16 protein-coding genes are annotated in these 17,106 nt (G+C 45.1%); 5 read left to right on the plus strand and 11 right to left on the minus strand.

Going from position 1 to position 17,106, the window contains the following annotated elements:
- Nucleotides 1–100: 100 nt before the first annotated feature.
- The 3 genes from IM753_RS11255 to IM753_RS11265 all read right to left on the minus strand — a co-directional run bounded on the left by IM753_RS11255 (nt 101) and on the right by IM753_RS11265 (nt 2,920).
- Nucleotides 101–895 carry an ABC transporter ATP-binding protein gene (locus tag IM753_RS11255; RefSeq protein ID WP_194109306.1) on the minus strand — a complete coding sequence of 265 codons (795 nt, stop codon included), beginning with the start codon at nt 893–895 and terminating at the stop codon, nt 101–103.
- Nucleotides 892–1,821 carry an ABC transporter permease gene (locus tag IM753_RS11260; RefSeq protein WP_065255521.1) on the minus strand — a complete coding sequence of 310 codons (930 nt, stop codon included), beginning with the start codon at nt 1,819–1,821 and terminating at the stop codon, nt 892–894. The genes IM753_RS11255 and IM753_RS11260 overlap by 4 nt, the downstream gene beginning before the upstream one ends.
- 79 nt (nt 1,822–1,900) lie before the next feature.
- The gene (locus IM753_RS11265) at nt 1,901–2,920 is read right to left on the minus strand and encodes an ABC transporter substrate-binding protein (protein ID WP_194092580.1); all 1,020 of its coding nucleotides are present in this window, start codon (nt 2,918–2,920) and stop codon (nt 1,901–1,903) included.
- A 563-nt stretch (nt 2,921–3,483) separates the two neighbouring features.
- Between IM753_RS11265 and IM753_RS11270 the strand changes: the two genes are divergently transcribed.
- Complete coding sequence (locus IM753_RS11270) at nt 3,484–5,649, plus strand: TonB-dependent siderophore receptor (RefSeq protein ID WP_065255519.1); 2,166 nt, start codon at nt 3,484–3,486, stop codon at nt 5,647–5,649.
- Nucleotides 5,650–5,715: 66 nt separating this feature from the next.
- A complete protein-coding gene (locus IM753_RS11275; RefSeq protein WP_194109307.1) occupies nt 5,716–7,482 on the plus strand; it encodes an ABC transporter ATP-binding protein/permease in 1,767 nt (588 codons plus the stop codon).
- Nucleotides 7,483–7,512: 30 nt separating this feature from the next.
- Here the strand turns inward: IM753_RS11275 and IM753_RS11280 are convergent, their stop codons facing one another.
- The 8 genes from IM753_RS11280 to IM753_RS11315 all read right to left on the minus strand — a co-directional run bounded on the left by IM753_RS11280 (nt 7,513) and on the right by IM753_RS11315 (nt 13,382).
- Nucleotides 7,513–8,139, minus strand: coding sequence for a hypothetical protein (locus IM753_RS11280; protein ID WP_194109308.1), 627 nt, complete (start codon nt 8,137–8,139; stop codon nt 7,513–7,515).
- Between the two features lie 22 nt (nt 8,140–8,161).
- Nucleotides 8,162–8,710: an ATP/GTP-binding protein gene (locus IM753_RS11285; RefSeq protein WP_062499259.1), complete on the minus strand. Its 549-nt coding sequence runs from the start codon at nt 8,708–8,710 to the stop codon at nt 8,162–8,164.
- Nucleotides 8,711–8,735: 25 nt separating this feature from the next.
- Complete coding sequence (locus IM753_RS11290) at nt 8,736–10,016, minus strand: hypothetical protein (protein ID WP_194109309.1); 1,281 nt, start codon at nt 10,014–10,016, stop codon at nt 8,736–8,738.
- Nucleotides 10,017–10,152: 136 nt separating this feature from the next.
- On the minus strand, nt 10,153–10,752 hold the full coding sequence (locus tag IM753_RS11295; protein WP_062499261.1) for a hypothetical protein: 600 nt from the start codon (nt 10,750–10,752) through the stop codon (nt 10,153–10,155).
- 63 nt (nt 10,753–10,815) lie between these two features.
- Entirely contained in the window at nt 10,816–11,562 is a 747-nt protein-coding gene (locus tag IM753_RS11300) for a phosphate/phosphite/phosphonate ABC transporter substrate-binding protein (protein WP_194109310.1), read from the minus strand.
- Complete coding sequence (locus IM753_RS11305) at nt 11,562–12,050, minus strand: PAS domain-containing protein (protein ID WP_228141033.1); 489 nt, start codon at nt 12,048–12,050, stop codon at nt 11,562–11,564. The genes IM753_RS11300 and IM753_RS11305 overlap by 1 nt, the downstream gene beginning before the upstream one ends.
- A 59-nt stretch (nt 12,051–12,109) precedes the next feature.
- A complete protein-coding gene (locus IM753_RS11310; protein ID WP_062499263.1) occupies nt 12,110–12,472 on the minus strand; it encodes a roadblock/LC7 domain-containing protein in 363 nt (120 codons plus the stop codon).
- Between the two features lie 355 nt (nt 12,473–12,827).
- Complete coding sequence (locus tag IM753_RS11315; RefSeq protein WP_066890510.1) at nt 12,828–13,382, minus strand: carboxymuconolactone decarboxylase family protein; 555 nt, start codon at nt 13,380–13,382, stop codon at nt 12,828–12,830.
- Nucleotides 13,383–13,616: 234 nt separating this feature from the next.
- Here IM753_RS11315 and clpB point away from each other — a divergent pair, with 234 nt between their 5' ends.
- The 3 genes from clpB to IM753_RS11325 all read left to right on the plus strand — a co-directional run bounded on the left by clpB (nt 13,617) and on the right by IM753_RS11325 (nt 16,999).
- Complete coding sequence (gene clpB / locus IM753_RS11320) at nt 13,617–16,190, plus strand: ATP-dependent chaperone ClpB (protein WP_194109311.1); 2,574 nt, start codon at nt 13,617–13,619, stop codon at nt 16,188–16,190.
- 308 nt (nt 16,191–16,498) lie between these two features.
- Nucleotides 16,499–16,633: a hypothetical protein gene (locus tag IM753_RS13375; RefSeq protein WP_255518672.1), complete on the plus strand. Its 135-nt coding sequence runs from the start codon at nt 16,499–16,501 to the stop codon at nt 16,631–16,633.
- A gap of 84 nt (nt 16,634–16,717) precedes the next feature.
- Nucleotides 16,718–16,999 (plus strand): hypothetical protein, encoded by a 282-nt coding sequence (locus IM753_RS11325; RefSeq protein ID WP_194109312.1) that lies wholly within the window; start codon nt 16,718–16,720, stop codon nt 16,997–16,999.
- The last annotated feature ends 107 nt before the right edge of the window (nt 17,000–17,106 follow it).

A 17,106-nucleotide genomic window follows, 5' to 3' on the forward strand; every position in this document is an offset into this window, starting at 1 on the left:
TTTGAGCAGTTTTCTTTAATTTGGGGTTTTGCAGGAAGTCTAAAATAAAAAAGGATTTAAAAGTCGTTTAACCTTTAAATCCTTGGTGTAACCAAAACCCCTAGCCCAATATCAAACTGTCATCCGCCACTTTCTCGCCACGGGTTTTTTCAAACATGTCTAGTAGGTCTTGGACGTCCATACCACGGCGTTCATCGCCCGAGACATCAAGAACTACCTGCCCTTGATGGAGCATGACGGTGCGTGTGCCGTGAGCCAATGCCTGAGCCATCGAGTGCGTGACCATGAGTGTGGTTAGCCGACCTTCATTCACGATTTTGTCGGTGAGTTCTAGGACAAAACTGGCGGTTTTGGGGTCAAGGGCGGCGGTGTGTTCGTCCAGCAGTAGGATTTTGGATGGTTGTAGGCTTGCCATGAGTAGGCTGACCGCTTGGCGTTGTCCGCCTGAGAGCAGTCCCATGCGGTCGGTTAGGCGGTTTTCTAACCCTAGATTTAAGATGGCAAGTTTGTCACGAAACAGCTCACGATTTTTGCTATTTAGGGCAGGAAGTAAGCCACGCACGCCCCCACGTTTAAAGGCGAGAGCCATGTTCTCTTCGATGGTTAGGGCTTCACAAGTGCCTGCCATCGGGTCTTGGAATACACGGGCGACCCAGTGACTGCGTTTGTGCGTGGGCTTTTTGGTAACGTCCATGCCATTTATCACAATCGAGCCAGTATCGGGGCGTAAGGCACCGCTTACCGTGTTTAGGAAAGTGGATTTGCCTGCCCCGTTAGTACCGATGACGGTCACAAATTCGCCATCGTTGATGTGCAAAGACAGCCCACGCAAGGCAGGGTTTTCGATGGGTGTGCCAGCGTTAAAGGTCAGACGCAAATCGGTTGCGGTCATCATGAGGCACCCCCTGTTTTGGCAGATTTTTTGCCCATGCCAAATGCACTTAGGGCTTTTGAGCGAAATTTGGGTAAAATCAGAGCAATCGCTACCAGTAGGGCGGTCACTAGGTTCAAGTCCTGCGGTCCAAAACCGATACTGCGTAAGGTTTGGCTAGATAGGGCGATTTGGATAAAGAGTTTATACAGCACCGCACCGATGACCACCGAGAGCGTGATAAGAAAGATTTTTTTGGCACTTAGCACGGTCTCACCGATGATGACCGCCGCCAGACCGACCACGATGGTGCCGATACCCACTGAGATGTCCGCTCCGCCTTGGGTCTGCACGAATAACGCCCCTGATAGAGCAATCAAGCCGTTACTAATCGCCATGCCGAGCATGATGGTAAAGGAAGTGTTAATGCCTTGGGCTTGTGCCATTTTTAGGTTGGAGCCTGTGGCACGCATGGCAAGCCCTGTCTCGGTATTAAAAAACCAGTCAAGCAGGAGTTTGACCACAACCACAACTGCCCCTGCGACCAATACACGCACCCACATGCCATTATCGCCACTGATAAAGGGGGTAAAAACACTTGGCTCACCAAGTAGTGATAGGTTAGGGGCATTCATGATACGTAGGTTCACCGAATACAGAGCGGTCATGACCAAAATACCTGCCAGTAGGTGTAATATGCCAATCTTGACATTCAGCCATGCGGTCACAACCCCTGCCATCATGCCTGCCATCATGCCAAAAAGACAAGCCACCCAAGGGTTAAAGCCTGCGATGATGGATACTGCCGCCACCGCACCGCCCAAGGGAAAACTACCATCGGCGGTCAAATCAGGAAAGTCCAAAATGCGAAACGATATGAGCACCCCAAGTGCCATGATGGCATATATCAGTCCGCTCTCTAACGCCCCTAAAAAGGCAATCAATGACATATCTGCTCCAATCAAAACAAAACACACGCCCACGATTTGGCGTGCATTTTGTATTTATAAAATAATTATCTAAAAGGCATTATTCTACCACTGTTTTGGCTTTATCCAAAATGGATTGTGGTACGCTCAAACCCTGCTCGCTGGCATTTTTCTTGCTGACCATCAAGTCAAGCTCGCTGGCACTGTACACGGCGATGTCGCCTGCTTTTTCGCCTTTTAGGATGCGGGCGGTGATTTTGCCTGTTTCTAGTCCCAGACCATGATAGTTTACGCCAAGAGCAACACTCGCCCCACGCTCGACCACGCTAGGGTCAGATGAGACAAGGGGGATTTTACCTTCTTTGGCGACTTTGGCAAGGGCTTCATAAGCGTTGATGACGTTATTGTCGGTTGATGTATAAATCACGTCCACCTTGCCAACCAGACTTTGGGCACTCATGGCGATGTCTGATGATTTTTGGGCAGGGGCTTCAACGATGGTGAGCCCTTGGGGTTCGGCGATGGCTTTTAGGTTACGCAAAGTCACGGTGGAGTTCACTTCCCCTGGGCTGTACACGAACCCGATGTTTTTGACGCTAGGAATTAGCTCTTTGATAAGGTCAATCTGCGGTTCAAGTGGTAGCACGTCCGATGCCCCTGTTACGTTCGTGCCAGAGCCATCTAGTTTGGGCACCAGTTTGGCTTCCACAGGTTCGGTCACGGCAGAGAATACCACGGGAATGGTGGTAGTGGCACTGACAACCGCTTGGGCAGATGGGGTGGCGATGGCGACGATGGCGTCAGGGTTGTCCGCCACGAACTGTTTGGCGATTTGTCCTGCGGTGGCAGGGTTGCCTTGGGCGGATTGGAAATTGACCGTTAGGTTCTCGCCTTCTTTAAAGCCTTCGCTGGCTAAGGCTTCAAGTGTGCCTTGACGAACGGCGTCCAGTGCAGGGTGTTCGACGATGGCAGTAATGGCAATCGATTTGCTCTCGGCAGTCGTGGGAGTTTGGGTGGTCTCGTTTTGGCTGGTAGGTTTGTCACCGCCGCAGGCAAACAGTAGCGAGCAAAGCATACTCATGCCGATGAGTTTGGGAAATTTGGCACTGATGGTCGTCATGACGAACTCCTTGTGTAACAATATGATGACTTTTATTATAGAGTAGTTACAGAGTAATGACAATAGTTTTTGGAATGAAAATATAAAAATTTTTAAAAAATGGTTGGCAAAATAAAAGTGGGCTTGTCATCATAAGACCACTTTGGTGTTAGGGTGTGCCTACCCTTGATAACATTTTTATAAAAATAAGCTAAAAACTTAACATTCTAAATCTATTTTTGCATGAAAAATGGCTATCCGACCACTTAATCGTGTGAATTTTTAAGATTTTAACTTGATTTTTAAAATTAAGTGGTCGGATTATGGCTCTAAGTCAAAATCTTTGTTGATATTTCAATATCAACTGCGGACTTTTCCTTGAAAAACGTGTGATTCCGCTGCTTTTTTAAACAGGCATTTTTCATTGCAGATACCAAAGGTAGGTACGCCCTAAGATAATTTTATTTAAAAAACAAAATTAATAAATTTAAAAAATAAATCATATTTGCAATAGTATTACGCACCCATTTACAAATATAATACATAATACAACTCATTATCATTTTTATTAGGTACTTTGTATCATGCGTAAATTTCCCTTGTCTTTATTAAGTGTTGCCATACTTGTTGCGACCAATGCTCAGGCAAATGATGGCGAGCCGACCGTCATGCTAGGACATGAGACCATCACCATCTCCAAAGACGCTGGCAAATATGTCGCCATCACGCCCAATTCCCTAAAAGACGACAGTCCCCTGTATGAGACCGCCCAATCAGTGAGCGTGCTAACCCCACAGCAGGTAGAGCAAAAACAAGCCAGCACCGTTGCCGAGCTTTTGGAAAATGTGGCAGGCGTGTCATCAGGCGTGCAGGGTCGGCGCGGGTGGGATGACTTTATCATTCGTGGGCAAGTATCATCCAATCAGATGTATGTGGACGGTATGCGTGTACAGATGTCGTCCAATAACCTGCGAGCGTGGGACGTGGCAGGAGCGGACAGCATTGAAGTAGTCAAAGGCACGACCACTACAGGCTACGGCATGGCATTGCCAAGCGGGATTGTCAATATCACCTCAAAACGCCCTGACAGCGAGACCTTTGCCAAAGGCAAAATCACGGTTGGCAGTTTTAATAACAAAGAGCTTGCCTATGACCTAAACTATGCCCCAAACGACAACAAAAAAGGAGCGTTTCGCCTAAATGGGCGTTTTTCTGACCATGATGACGCAACGGATTATGTCTATTTTAAAGACAACTACATTGCCCCAAGCTATACTTTTGATTTAGGCGATGACACCGATTTGACCCTTTTGGGCAGTTATCAATGGCGTGAATATCTCCGTCAGCAGGGCTTGCCACACAACAACACCATAGACCTTGCCACAGGCGAGCAAACCGTACGCAATGCCCACGAGCAGTATTCGTCCAGTACGTTTTTTGGCTTGCCTGATTATGGTTATGAACAAAAAACCTTGCGTTTGGGCTATGATTTGGCTCATCATATCAATGACAAGCTCACCTTTAAGTCCATTTTTGCCATTAACAAAACCGACACAGACGGCAAGCCTGTACTTTCAACCGCTCATAACAATTTTTATAGCACGGGCAATATCGGTCGCCAAATTAACAATCAAATCAAAAAAGACACCATGCTCACCAGCGACAACCGCTTTGAGACTTATTTTAATACAGGTAACGTTGAGCATGATGTAACAGTAGGGCTTGACCTATTGCGTGAAAAAAGCGACTATTATCGCCGTAATGACCGAGCTTATCCCAATTTTGACATCAACAATCCAAGCTATGACGTATCAAGCATTACAGAAGGTACGCCTAGCCAAAATATTACCACTACTCAATACGCAGGGCTGTACGCCAAGGACAGTATGCGTTATGATGACTGGATTTTTGGGGCGAGCGTCCGCCACGACTGGGCAAAAACGGACGTGGATAACGTGCTGACAGGAGCCAATGCCAAACGCACAGACGGCGAATTTACAGGCAGTGTGTCCGCCATGTATGATTATCAAGGCAAATTCGCCCCTTATGTCAGCTTTGGTACGTCCTTTCAACAAAACACCAGCACAGGACAAAATGGCGAAGTGCTAGACCCCGAAAAAGGTCAAAATGCCGAAATTGGCGTAAAATTTCAAGGCTTTGACAAACGCTTGCAAGGCTATGTGTCCGCCTATGACATCACTCGCAAAAATGTTGCCGAAACGATTTATGACGATAGTGGGGTTGGCACAGGATATAGCGAGCTTGTGGGTAAGCAACGCACCAAAGGTTTTGAGTTTGAAAGTGCGTTTGTGATGAATAACCAATGGAATATCTCGGGTTCGTACAGCTATATCCCAACCGCCAAAATCGTGGAAAACAGCCGTGCGTCCAATGTCGGTCAGCGTATCAGCCAAATCCCAGAACACTCTGCGTCCGTGTCCACGCAATATCATTTTAGCCCTGACCGTTTGGGCTGGTATGTCGGTGGTGGCTTGCGTTATCAAGGCGACAGACGAGCGTGGCGGACAGCGGTCAATAACCGTGGGGTAGAAACCACGCATTTTATTGATTTGCCAGCCTATACCGTGCTTGACGCTAAGGCAGGCTATGAAGCCAAAAATTGGGGTGTGGGTTTGGCGGTCAAAAACTTGACGGACAAAGACTATCTTATCGGCACAACGCCCAACTCCCAGCTTGTCTCTTATGGCGAGCCACGCAACATTCGTGCGACTTTGACTTTTAAATATTGATAACACGCACCCTTTGCCCTTTTTCGCTTTGAAAAAGGGTTTTTATTTTTAAAAATAAGGCAAGTTATGGATTGGCAATACGAGCTTATCACGGCGGTATTTTGGTTATTTAAGGCATTTTTTTGGGTGGCGGTGGTGCTGTCGGTGGCGGTGTGGGCGTTAAAATTTACCCCCTTTGGCAAAAAATTTTGGCACATTGCCAAGCCTTGCCTAAGCCGTGCCAACACCGCAAAAGCCCTTGTGATGATTGGGCTTTTGATTTTCTTTGTGCTTTTGGAAGTTAAAATCAGCGTGCTAAATACGCAGTTTTATAATAAATTGTACAGCTCATTACAAGACATGGACGCACAGGCGTTTTGGTTTTTTGCTCTGCTAAATGCCAGTTTGATGATGTTTAAAGTGGCACAAGACGTGGTGGATAGGTTTGTGGGCGAAGCCTTTGAGATTAAATGGTGGGAGCGGTTTAATGCCGTACTACTTGACCGCTATTTGTCGCACAAAAACTACTACCGCCTAAAACACACCCACGACCTGCGTACCCCTGATAACATCGACCAGCGTATCGAGCAGGACGCTAAGGAGTTTATCACAATCACGGTGGAGATGGTGCGTGGGGTTATCAATGCGGTGATGTCTATCATTGAGTTTACGATTATATTGTGGGGGCTGTCGGGGATTTTGAGCGTGTTTGGCGTGAGTGTGCCAAAGGGTGTGGTATTTTTTATTTATGGTTTTATCATCGTGGCGACTGCCTTGTCGGTGTGGATTGGGCGACCGCTCATCAGGCTTAATTTTGATAAAGAACGTTTGCATGGCGATTATCGTTATTCGCTGATACGAGTGGCGGACAATGCCGAGAGCATTGCCTTTTATGATGGCGAACACCAAGAAAAACGCCATTTGGCAGGGCGATTTGGGGCGATTATTGACAACCGATGGGCGATAATTCGTAGGCTTTTGGGATTGGACGGCTTTAATACAGGCGTAACCCAAGTGGCTCAGCTATTGCCACTCATGCTCCAAGCCCCACGTTTTTTTGCAGGCGAGATAAAATTGGGCGATATGCACCAAACGGTGCAGTCGTTTAACCGTCTCATGCGAGCGTTGTCGTTTTTTCGGCTGTTTTATGAGAGCTTTACGTTGTATCAAGCACGGCTGAACCGTCTGTATGGCTTTTTGACTCGCCTTGATGTGCTGGATAATACGCCACTTGACAAATCAACGGTAAAACATGATGATAACGTATTGATATTAAAAGACTTTGGCATAAAAACATTTGATGATAAGGTGTTGATTGATGGCATAAATATCACGCTACACGCAGGGCAAGCTCTACTGATACAAGGCACGTCAGGCACAGGCAAAACCACGCTGTTAAAGGCGATGGCAGGGATTTATCCTTTTGGTACGACAGGGCAAGCGGTCATGCCTACCGCCAAAACGCTGTTTTTGCCCCAACGCCCCTATATGCCCCAAGGCACGTTACGAGATGCCATTTGCTATCCTGACATACAGGCAAACGATGACAAGATAAAGGTGGTCATGGCACGTTGTCATCTGGGCAAGCACATTCACGCTCTAGATGTGGACAGCGATTGGCAGGTTAATCTATCCCCAGGGGAGTTACAACGAGTGGCGTTTTTGCGTGCGTTGCTCGTTAGGCCGTCTGTGGTATTTCTTGATGAAACCACGTCCGCCCTAGATGAGCCGACCGAGACCGCCCTTTATACCACGCTAAGGGACGAGCTACCCCAAGCGATTATCGTGAGTGTGGGGCATAGAAGTACGCTTTTGGCGTTTCATGATAAAAGGGTGGTGCTTGGGTGGGGTTAAAATGGGTTGGCGGTTTATATTTTACTTGGTTTATGTCAAATCATCATCGCTTTTATTAAACCGTAATCCCGATGTCTTAATTGCCCAAACAAGCTCTACCAAGGCACGATTGTTGGTTAAAGGTTCACCGTCTAATATGAGTACATAGCCTGTATTATCAATCCACAAAAACATAAAACTTGTGGTTGGCATGAGCAGTTCAACATCACCAAAGAGTGAAACAGCTTGTCCAGCGATGGCAAGTCCACGTTCATGCTGACGTACAAAAAAGTCAAAAAAGTCCGCCCCTGCCACCGCCAGCCTATCCGCTTCATCGGTTGTGTAACCAATGCGAGCCAAACAAAAACCTTCATTAGAGCCAATGACAGCTTTGCGAGTACCTGACAGACTTGCCACGACATAAGGTAAGAATTTATCCAATGGCATATTAGGAGCAGGTAAGTTCTGTGATAGGTGTTGTATCCAACCTTTTTCATCAAACTCATCTAGCCATTCATGTGAATACTTATGTAACCACTCTTTGGTAGACATGACATGAGTCTGCGAGACGAGCGTTTGTAGAGCTTTGTGCTTGTCATTGGGTATGGCATAAGCAAAAGCATGCATGACACCAGATGGTGTTAGCATAAGATAGGGATTTTGGTGGTCATTTGGCATGATTGATTACCGAAAATAAAAACTAAGAGGCGATCATGTAGATGAGTGAACGCACCATACGACGCATTTGTTCACGGTCACGGGCATCAACAATCATGACGTTAGCACCAACACCACGTTCCATCAATCGTTTTGAGAGTGTCTCATGTAAATCCCAAGGCATATTTTCAGCATGGGTAACACCGACCACTAAGGCACTGCTTTTGATGAGTGGTGAGAAAGCATCAAGATAATAATCCAAGTCATTCACAGGGTCTTTTTCCTCGGCGTTTAGCAGTAGGATAAGACCCAAGGCATTCTCACTTAAAATCTCCCACATAAAGTCAAAACGTCTTTGCCCTGGGGTGCCATAGAGTCGCACCTGTTCACCGCTGTCTAGTATCATAACCCCATAGTCCATGGCAACCGTGGTTGTCTTTTTGATGAGTTTGGTGTCATCGGAGGCAACTTCATCGGTCGTTACCACACCTTTGTCAGACAACACTTGAATGGCAGCTGTTTTACCTGCCCCCACAGGGCCTGCGATGATGAGTTTATAGGTTTGTTCACGGACTTCATTGATGGCACTCATTGCACTCTCCGTTTTGTGTTTGGTGTTAAAATGATAATTTGTTAAGCAGGCGTCTAAAAAATCCTGTTTTGACAGCTTGGGTTACGCCTTTATTGGTAGTTGTCTTGGGTTTGGATTCTTTGTCGTATTTATTCTTTTCATGTAGCAGTTTATCTAGGGGGGTTTGTAGATAAAAAGAGTTTTTTAGCACTTCAATATCTGCCGACCCAGACAGGATGGATAGCAAAAATATGCGGTGCAGGATGGATGGGTTTTTTTGGGTCAACTCACCAAATACCATGTCAAGTTGGTCAAGGTTTTTAGGGACGATTAGGCATGATGATACGATTGCATGGACGTATTCGGGGATGTCTTTCATGCCTGAAAAGTTGGGCATGTAGCGAATTTTTAGTTTTAAGGTATTTCTGGGGGCATTAATGCGAGTAGGTAAGATGGTTGAATAAATTTGCCACAAAAAACTGTTGAGTGAATAACGACGATAACCTTCATTTTTGATGTTGTGTAGCATTCTATCAAATTCTGCATCGCTTAGGGCGATATTGGTAATATTGGTTCTTAGTACCTGACAGTTACCTGCGATGGAAAAATAGTCAAGCAGACGGTCAAGGTTTTGTGTCAGGGCGATGGCTTTTTTAGGATAGACATAGACCATTTGGTTGCCGATGACGATTTTAAAAGGATGTTCTTGGGCAAAAATATGAATCAATTCATAGATGACATTATTGGGACAGACACCGCTAAAACAAGTATTAATCACACTTTGGATGAATTTGCCATTTTCGCTGGACGTGTGTTTGGTCAATTCTGTTTGCTTGGTATCGGTACTATCGTGTAGATGATTGACAGATTTGCTATATATTAAGGCACGATTTTTGGCAGCATCAGCAGGGTTTTTTTGTAGGCGTGTGGCGGCGTCAATGAGTTGCGACAGCACCGCTTCCATGTCATGTTTGGCATATGGGGTGCTCAAAAAGAAGTTGGTTGCATGGGGTAAAAAGTCAGCATTTTGCCATTGTTTGATATGACCACGTGTCAATAATAAGGATGCACGAAAATCCAAAAAATCCACCAAATTTTTGATGTGTTGGTTATTAAACAGCGACATACCCACACCATCTAGATTGATAATGGCAGCAAAGGCATCATCAGCATCTCTGCCAAGCGTGGGTAAGGTCAGACACAAATCATCACTAAAACAGCGTTCCAATACTAAGTACTCCACATTAGGATAGTTACGTTGTAATAGCAAGGTTAATGCACCAGCGCTAGGGCCTGAGAAACCCGCCAATAATATTTTTAATGCCATAGTATCTCCAAAAGCCAGATTTTAGTGGTTGCAGACGCATAAAAATAAGTAGAATGTTCACCCTCTATCATATCGTCTATGTGCCATATCATCTATGTATAAAAAATAATCTTAAAATAATCTATGTATGAAAAATCTAATGTATCAACCTTTCAAGTTCAGTGCGACAAGCCACCCATCGCATGTCAAATACCCAATTATGTTTGCCAAGTTTGAACCATGCTTTCATGAACGCCACTAAGTCATGACAAGCCAAACAGTGGTTAAAAAATTCATTTTCTAAACGCATGACCTCATCATGATTTTGGGCTTTGTGAGCTGTCAAAATAGACTCCAACAGGCGTTGGGCAAGCAAAGTGGCATCATCACTACTGACACGCAGTTTATGACTGGGCACATCAAGTGTGGGTGTGGTAAGTACGCTCCAACGTGTCGCCAGAAGGTTATTTTTTTGTAAATAATATTTACGTGTTATGCAGTCGTTGATGATTTGCCAAGCTTGGGTGTTAAGACGTGGTTTAAAGGTTTGGATGAACTCGGGGTTCATCATGGGTGCATCATACCAACAGCCAAAAAAATAATCCGATAATGCCCCTTGTAGAGGTTCGCTTTCGTCTAATTTTTTGGCGACATTGATTCGCTCTTTGTGATACTGTCCTGCCGATGGATTTTTTAGGACAGCACGAGAATAATGACGAAAGTGATGGTAGTCATCAGCGTGATGGATTCTGTTCATAAACTGGTCTGTGATGATGAATAAAAACAAGTGGGTCAAGTGTCAAACCCACTTATCTCTTACTTAGTCAAGCAGGGTTTCCATTAGGTCAATCATGAATTCAGCATCTTCATCATCTATGGGTTCAAAACCGTCTGTCATGCCAAGTTCACTTAGCACCGCTTGACCATCAGCATCATCTTTTAAGGATAAAATGACTTTGGCGATATCATCTGCTTGGGTGAAGCCGTCTTTGACCAAAATGACATGAGAGATGGTGGCGATATTGCTTTCAATGAGTACGTTTAGTTGTGATTTGGTGAGTTTTGACAGTGAGTGATAAATTTCAGCGATAAAAAACGCCACATCCGCTTCGCCTTTTACCACTTGTTTGGCAGCGGCTTGATAAGTCTCGGTGATGATAAATTCAACATTATCTTCGCTTAAATCTACCGCTTCAAGTAGACGCAGACCGATGAGTTTGACATCACGGTTATCTGCCATGGCAATCTTAGTGCCTGCGTTTAGGTCATCTAGGCACTTGATATTACCACCAGCTGATGAAATGATTGTCATTTCATCAGATTTGCCAATGGGGCGAGCGATGGCACGATAGCCATCTTCACGGATGAGTTTGGCAGCATCAAAAGGGTTGGCATAGATGACTTTGATATCATCTTTTGCCAAACTGTCTTCTTGTTCGGCGTGCGAGGCGGGTGTAACAAGGTGTAGGTCATGACCTGAACGTTTTTGTAGCAAGGTATTAAACATGTGCCAACCTGCAAAACGTTCTGGTGAGAAATCAGGGGCAATTAAAAAATTATAAGCCATTATTCTGCTCCTTTCATGGTAAGGTATTGAGCTGCCGTCTCTTCAATCTTGCTACGGCTGGGCTTACGGCGTACGGAGGTATAACCCACAGTCTGACCACGACGTACGTTTGGCACGACAGTGGCATATACCCAGTAGTGTGAGCCATCTTTGCATAGGTTTTTGACGTAGCCATGCCATTTTTTGCCCTCTTTGACGGTCTTCCACAAATCAGCATACGCTGCTTTTGGCATGTCAGGATGGCGTAAAATGTGCTGGGGTTTGCCAATCAGTTCATCTTCGGTATAGCCGCTAATCTCAACAAAGGCATCATTGACATGAGTTAATACGCCATTTAAATCCGTGCGAGAGACGATGAGTCTGCCATCAGGGTATGGACGCTCTACACCTGTATCATAGACGGTGCGTGTTGTGCCATCAAAAAAGGTTAGGTTATATTCAGTAGCATCGCCAGCGGGCTTTGCCATATCATCTAGTTGAATGCTCAAAACAAGTCTCCTTAATAACTTATCAATACTTTATAGCTTATCAATAAAAGGGTAAAGATTTAGATGAGTTTTGCCAATGCCTCAGAGGCTCGTTTAATGTCTAGAAATATCAGACCCAGTTTGGCGTTTGGTTTGGCAAGAATGGTCAGTACCGCCTCACCACCTGCTGATGTCATGATGACATAGCCTTTTTCACCTTGTACGAGCAGACGGTCAATCTTACCACGAGCCAGTTCAGAGCCTGCACGGTCACCCAAAGACAGTAGGGCGGCACTCATGGCACCCACACGATCTTCGTCAATACCAGAGGGTAGGGCAGAGGCAATCATCAAGCCGTCTGTTGAGATAAGAGCAGAGGCCTCAACGTCGGCAGATGAGCTGTTTAGGTCATCTAGGATTTGTTGGAACATGTCGGTACGCATGGTGTGTCTCCTTTGGGTGATAAAATTTTGATAAAATTAAATGGTTGGATTGATGTTGGTAAACTGTTACCGCCAATCGGAGCTATTATACAAGTATTAATGATAAATACAAGCATTTTAATAATAAATACATATAAAAAGCAGACGTTTGTTGGTCGCTGTTGATCATGCTTTTTGATTGTGCTTTATTATTGAATTGGATTTGGTGAAATTAAACGGATTTTAAACAGTTTGTCCATAAAAACCAAAGCGTACCAAAGGCAAATACAACCTATGATAAAACACAAGACCCTTACTATTATAAGGGTTTTGTGTTTTGTTAGCAAGAGTTAAAAATAACCACAAAGGTTAAGCATTAACGATTTGGAGCAAAAGCTGCCAACTCTGGGTTAATGTCTGTTTTGGCAACGGTATTGGCGTAGTTACATAAAGTAGACAGTGCCACACCCATGATGACATCCAAAACATTTTGGTCGTTATAACCTGCTGATTTAAAGGCTGCTAACTCATCATCAGAGACCTGACCACGCTTGTCAATGAGTTGCATGGTAAACTGAGCTAAGGCTTGATATTTGGCATTTTGGTCAATGTTAGTGCGGCCACGTAATGCCTCTACAATGGCAGGGGGCATGTTTAGGCGAACTTCGGCAACCTTGGTGTGTCCTGCCACACAAAAATCACAGCCGTTATGTGCAGCGGCGGTAATCTGAACAACTTCAACCTCTTCGGCGGTCAGAGAGTTTTTGCTGTTCATTTTACTTACCTCTTGATACATTTCAAGGGCTTGTGGTGAGTTGGCAAGCACACCGATGAGATTTGGGATAAAGCCATTGGCTTTTTGTACCGCTTCAACACGCTCTTTGGCTTTTTCTGGGGCGGTATCAACGGTATGTAGAGTTAGACGAGTCATGATTTTTTCTCCGAGTGGGTGATTTAAAATTAACAAAACCTATATGGGAACGGGTGTAAAAATTACAAGGGATTTTTAAAAATTTATAAATTTAATTTAAAATCAATGAGTTATAAAAATTTTATGGCTTAACCAATTTTTTGTTATTGAAAATTTTGTATTTGTCAAGCATATATTTGACAAGCGGGAAAAACTTTTCCCAAACGCAAAAAATAAACGATAAAAGGTAAAACCATGAACTTTGACAAATACACCGCAAAATTACAAACCATTATCCGAGATGCCCAATCGCTTGCCTTGTCAAAAGACAACACCGCCATTGGCTCGGCTCATCTGTTATCCGTCATGCTAAACGACCCGTCTGTCGTGGCAACCCTACAAAACGCAGGGGCGAATGTGGCGGTATTGCAGTCTGAAAGCCGTGCCTTACTTGACCGTCAAGCGGTGGTTGCCACACCCACAGGGCAAGTCAATGTGGGGCAAGACGGCTTGCAGGTGCTACACCTTGCCGAACGCCATGCCCAAAAAGCAGGTGATGAATTTGTGGCGAGCGAATGGCTACTTTTGGCATTAGCCGAGCAAACCGACAGCAAAAAAGTGCTTGAAAAATCAGGCGTTACGACCGCCATTTTAACCCAAACCATAAAAAACCTTAGGGGGAGCGACACCGTGAATACTCAAAATGCCGAAGACACCAGACATGCCCTAGAAAAATACACCGTCAATCTGACCGACAGAGCAAAAGAGGGTAAACTTGACCCTGTCATTGGGCGAGATGATGAGATTCGTCGTACTGTGCAAGTCTTGTCAAGACGCACCAAAAACAATCCTGTTTTGATAGGCGAACCGGGCGTGGGTAAAACCGCCATTGTCGAAGGGCTTGCCCAGCGTATCGTCAATGGCGAAGTGCCTGAGAGTTTAAAAAACAAAGAAGTTTTATCGCTTGACATGGGTTCGCTCATCGCAGGGGCGAAATATCATGGCGAGTTTGAAGAGCGTCTAAAAGGCGTGCTAAACGACCTTGCCAAACAAGACGGCAATATTATCCTATTTATTGACGAGCTACACACCATGGTTGGGGCAGGCAAGACCAGTGGGGCAATGGACGCAGGCAATATGCTAAAACCCGCCCTAGCTCGTGGCGAGTTACGCTGTGTCGGGGCGACCACGTTTGATGAGTACCGCCAATACATTGAAAAAGACCCTGCCTTGGAGCGACGTTTTCAAAAGGTGCTGGTGGACGAGCCGAGCGTGGAAGACACCATTGCCATTTTGCGTGGGCTAAAAGAGCGGTATGAGCTACATCATGGGGTCAAAATCCTTGACAGTGCCATCATCGCCGCCGCCAAAATGTCGCACCGCTACATCACTGACCGCCAACTGCCTGATAAGGCGATTGATTTGATTGATGAGGCCGCTTCTCGCATAAAAATGGAGCTTGACAGCAAGCCTGAAAGTCTTGACAAACTTGACAGACGTATCATTCAATTAAAAATGCAGTTAGAAACTGTCAAAAAAGAAGACGATGCAGGCAGTCAGGCACAAGTTAAACAGTTGCAAGCTCAAATTGATGAATTGGAAAAAGAATATAATGATTTAGAGGAGATTTGGAGGGCTGAAAAGGCACTGGTAGAGGGTACCAAGCATGCTCAGATTGAGCTTGACAAGGCACGCATTGCCCTAGAAAAAGCCCAACGTGAGAGCAACTGGGAGCAGGCAGGGCGTTTGCAATATGAGATTATCCCTAATTTGCAAAAACAGCTTACTGATGAACAGCATGACGACACAGGCACGCCAAAACTCCTTAGAAATAAGGTAACGGACAACGAGATTGCCGAAGTGGTGTCGCACGCCACAGGCATTCCTGTCGCCAAGATGATGCAGGGCGAGCGTGATAAGATGCTTGGCATGGAGACGATTTTGCATGAGCGTGTGGTCGGTCAAGACGAAGCGGTCAAATCGGTTGCCAATGCCGTCCGCCGCAGCCGTGCAGGACTCTCCGACCCCAACCGCCCAAGTGGTTCATTCTTATTCTTAGGGCCGACAGGGGTGGGCAAGACCGAGCTTACCAAATCGCTTGCCAATTTCTTGTTTGATGACGAGACCGCCATGGTGCGAATTGACATGAGCGAGTTTATGGAAAAGCACAGCGTGAGCCGTCTGGTGGGAGCTCCCCCCGGTTATGTCGGTTATGAAGAGGGGGGCGTGCTGACCGAAGCGGTTCGCCGTAAGCCGTATAGCGTGGTGCTGTTTGACGAAGTGGAAAAGGCTCACCCTGATGTCTTTAATATCCTACTACAAGTCTTAGATGACGGGCGTTTGACCGACTCTCAGGGGCGTGTGGTGGACTTTAAAAACACCGTGATTATCATGACCTCAAACCTTGGCAGTCATAAAATCTTTGACATGGCAGGGGACGAGTACGAAGAGATAAAATCGGCGGTCATGGAGTCGGTAAACGCTCATTTTCGCCCCGAGTTTATCAACCGTATTGATGAGATTGTGGTCTTTCATCCGCTTGGGCAGTCGCAAATGGCGGGCATTGCCAGCATTCAGCTTGACCGCCTAAGAGCCAGACTAAAAGAGCGTGAGCTTGGTCTCGTCTTATCAGACGAAGCGATGAACGAACTGGTGTCGGTGGGTTATGACCCTGTGTTTGGGGCAAGACCGCTCAAACGTGTCATTGTTCAAGAGATTGAAAATCCCCTTGCCCAAAAGCTCCTAGCAGGCGAGTTTGTCGCAGGCGATACCATTTCGGTGGGGGTGGAAAATGGGGTGTTGACGTTTGATAAGTTAAAATTTAACTAAGTTTTGTAAGGATAAAAAGGGTGGATAATTCCGCCCTTTTTGTTTGGGTATTTTTCTTATCAATGTTTTGTGTTATGATAGCAAAACATACCATTCTCAATTTGATATAAGCCATTGAGTTATCAAGAGTGAATGGATTCTCCCTTACTATCCAAAATTACTCAATAAATCTCTTTCCAAACTAAAAATAAACCCTTGTAAGTATTGGGGTTGAAGTTTTTAAAAATCTACAAAAATCAGGGTTTGGAAAGAAGTCTAATCATATTTTGGGTTGAGATTGAAGTAAAACTGCAAATTAGGAGTATCTCATGAAAAAATACCTATTGGGCATATGCCTTGCATTATCCATGCAGGCGACTGCTTATGCTGGGGCGACTGCCAATTTTACCAAATCTATTTTTGATAAAATAATAACTTATTCGATCATGGATAGTTTGCAATAACATGATACCGCCAAGCAGGCGTGTGCCATAGATATCGTCACCTCACAAACCAAGAGTCTGGCGGAAAACTATGTAAATACCGCCTTGACCAAAGATGAACTACCACTCATGGATGAGTTTTTTGACACATCATTGGGTCAGGACATGATTGCATGGGTGGAGTTTGGCAATATGGATGATATAGACGATTTGGATAAAATGTTTGATTTTGACAAATATCCCACAGGGAAGTATGAGAAATATCGAGCGGTGACGGATAAATATTTTGATTCAAACATGATAGAACAGGTATTTTCAGATGATGTTACGCTGTTGGGGGCGTTTTTGGTGTCTGCTGTCAAATGCAATATCTTTGATTCGGAGTAGTGAAGGTAGATTGCACGGATTAAAGTGGATTTGGGAGGACTTGGATGACAACCTTATTTTTATAAAATTGTTATTATAAGTAGGTAATAAAAAAGGGTTTGTTTATT

This window comes from Moraxella sp. K127 (assembly GCF_015223095.1).
Taxonomy (GTDB): Bacteria; Pseudomonadota; Gammaproteobacteria; order Pseudomonadales; family Moraxellaceae; genus Moraxella.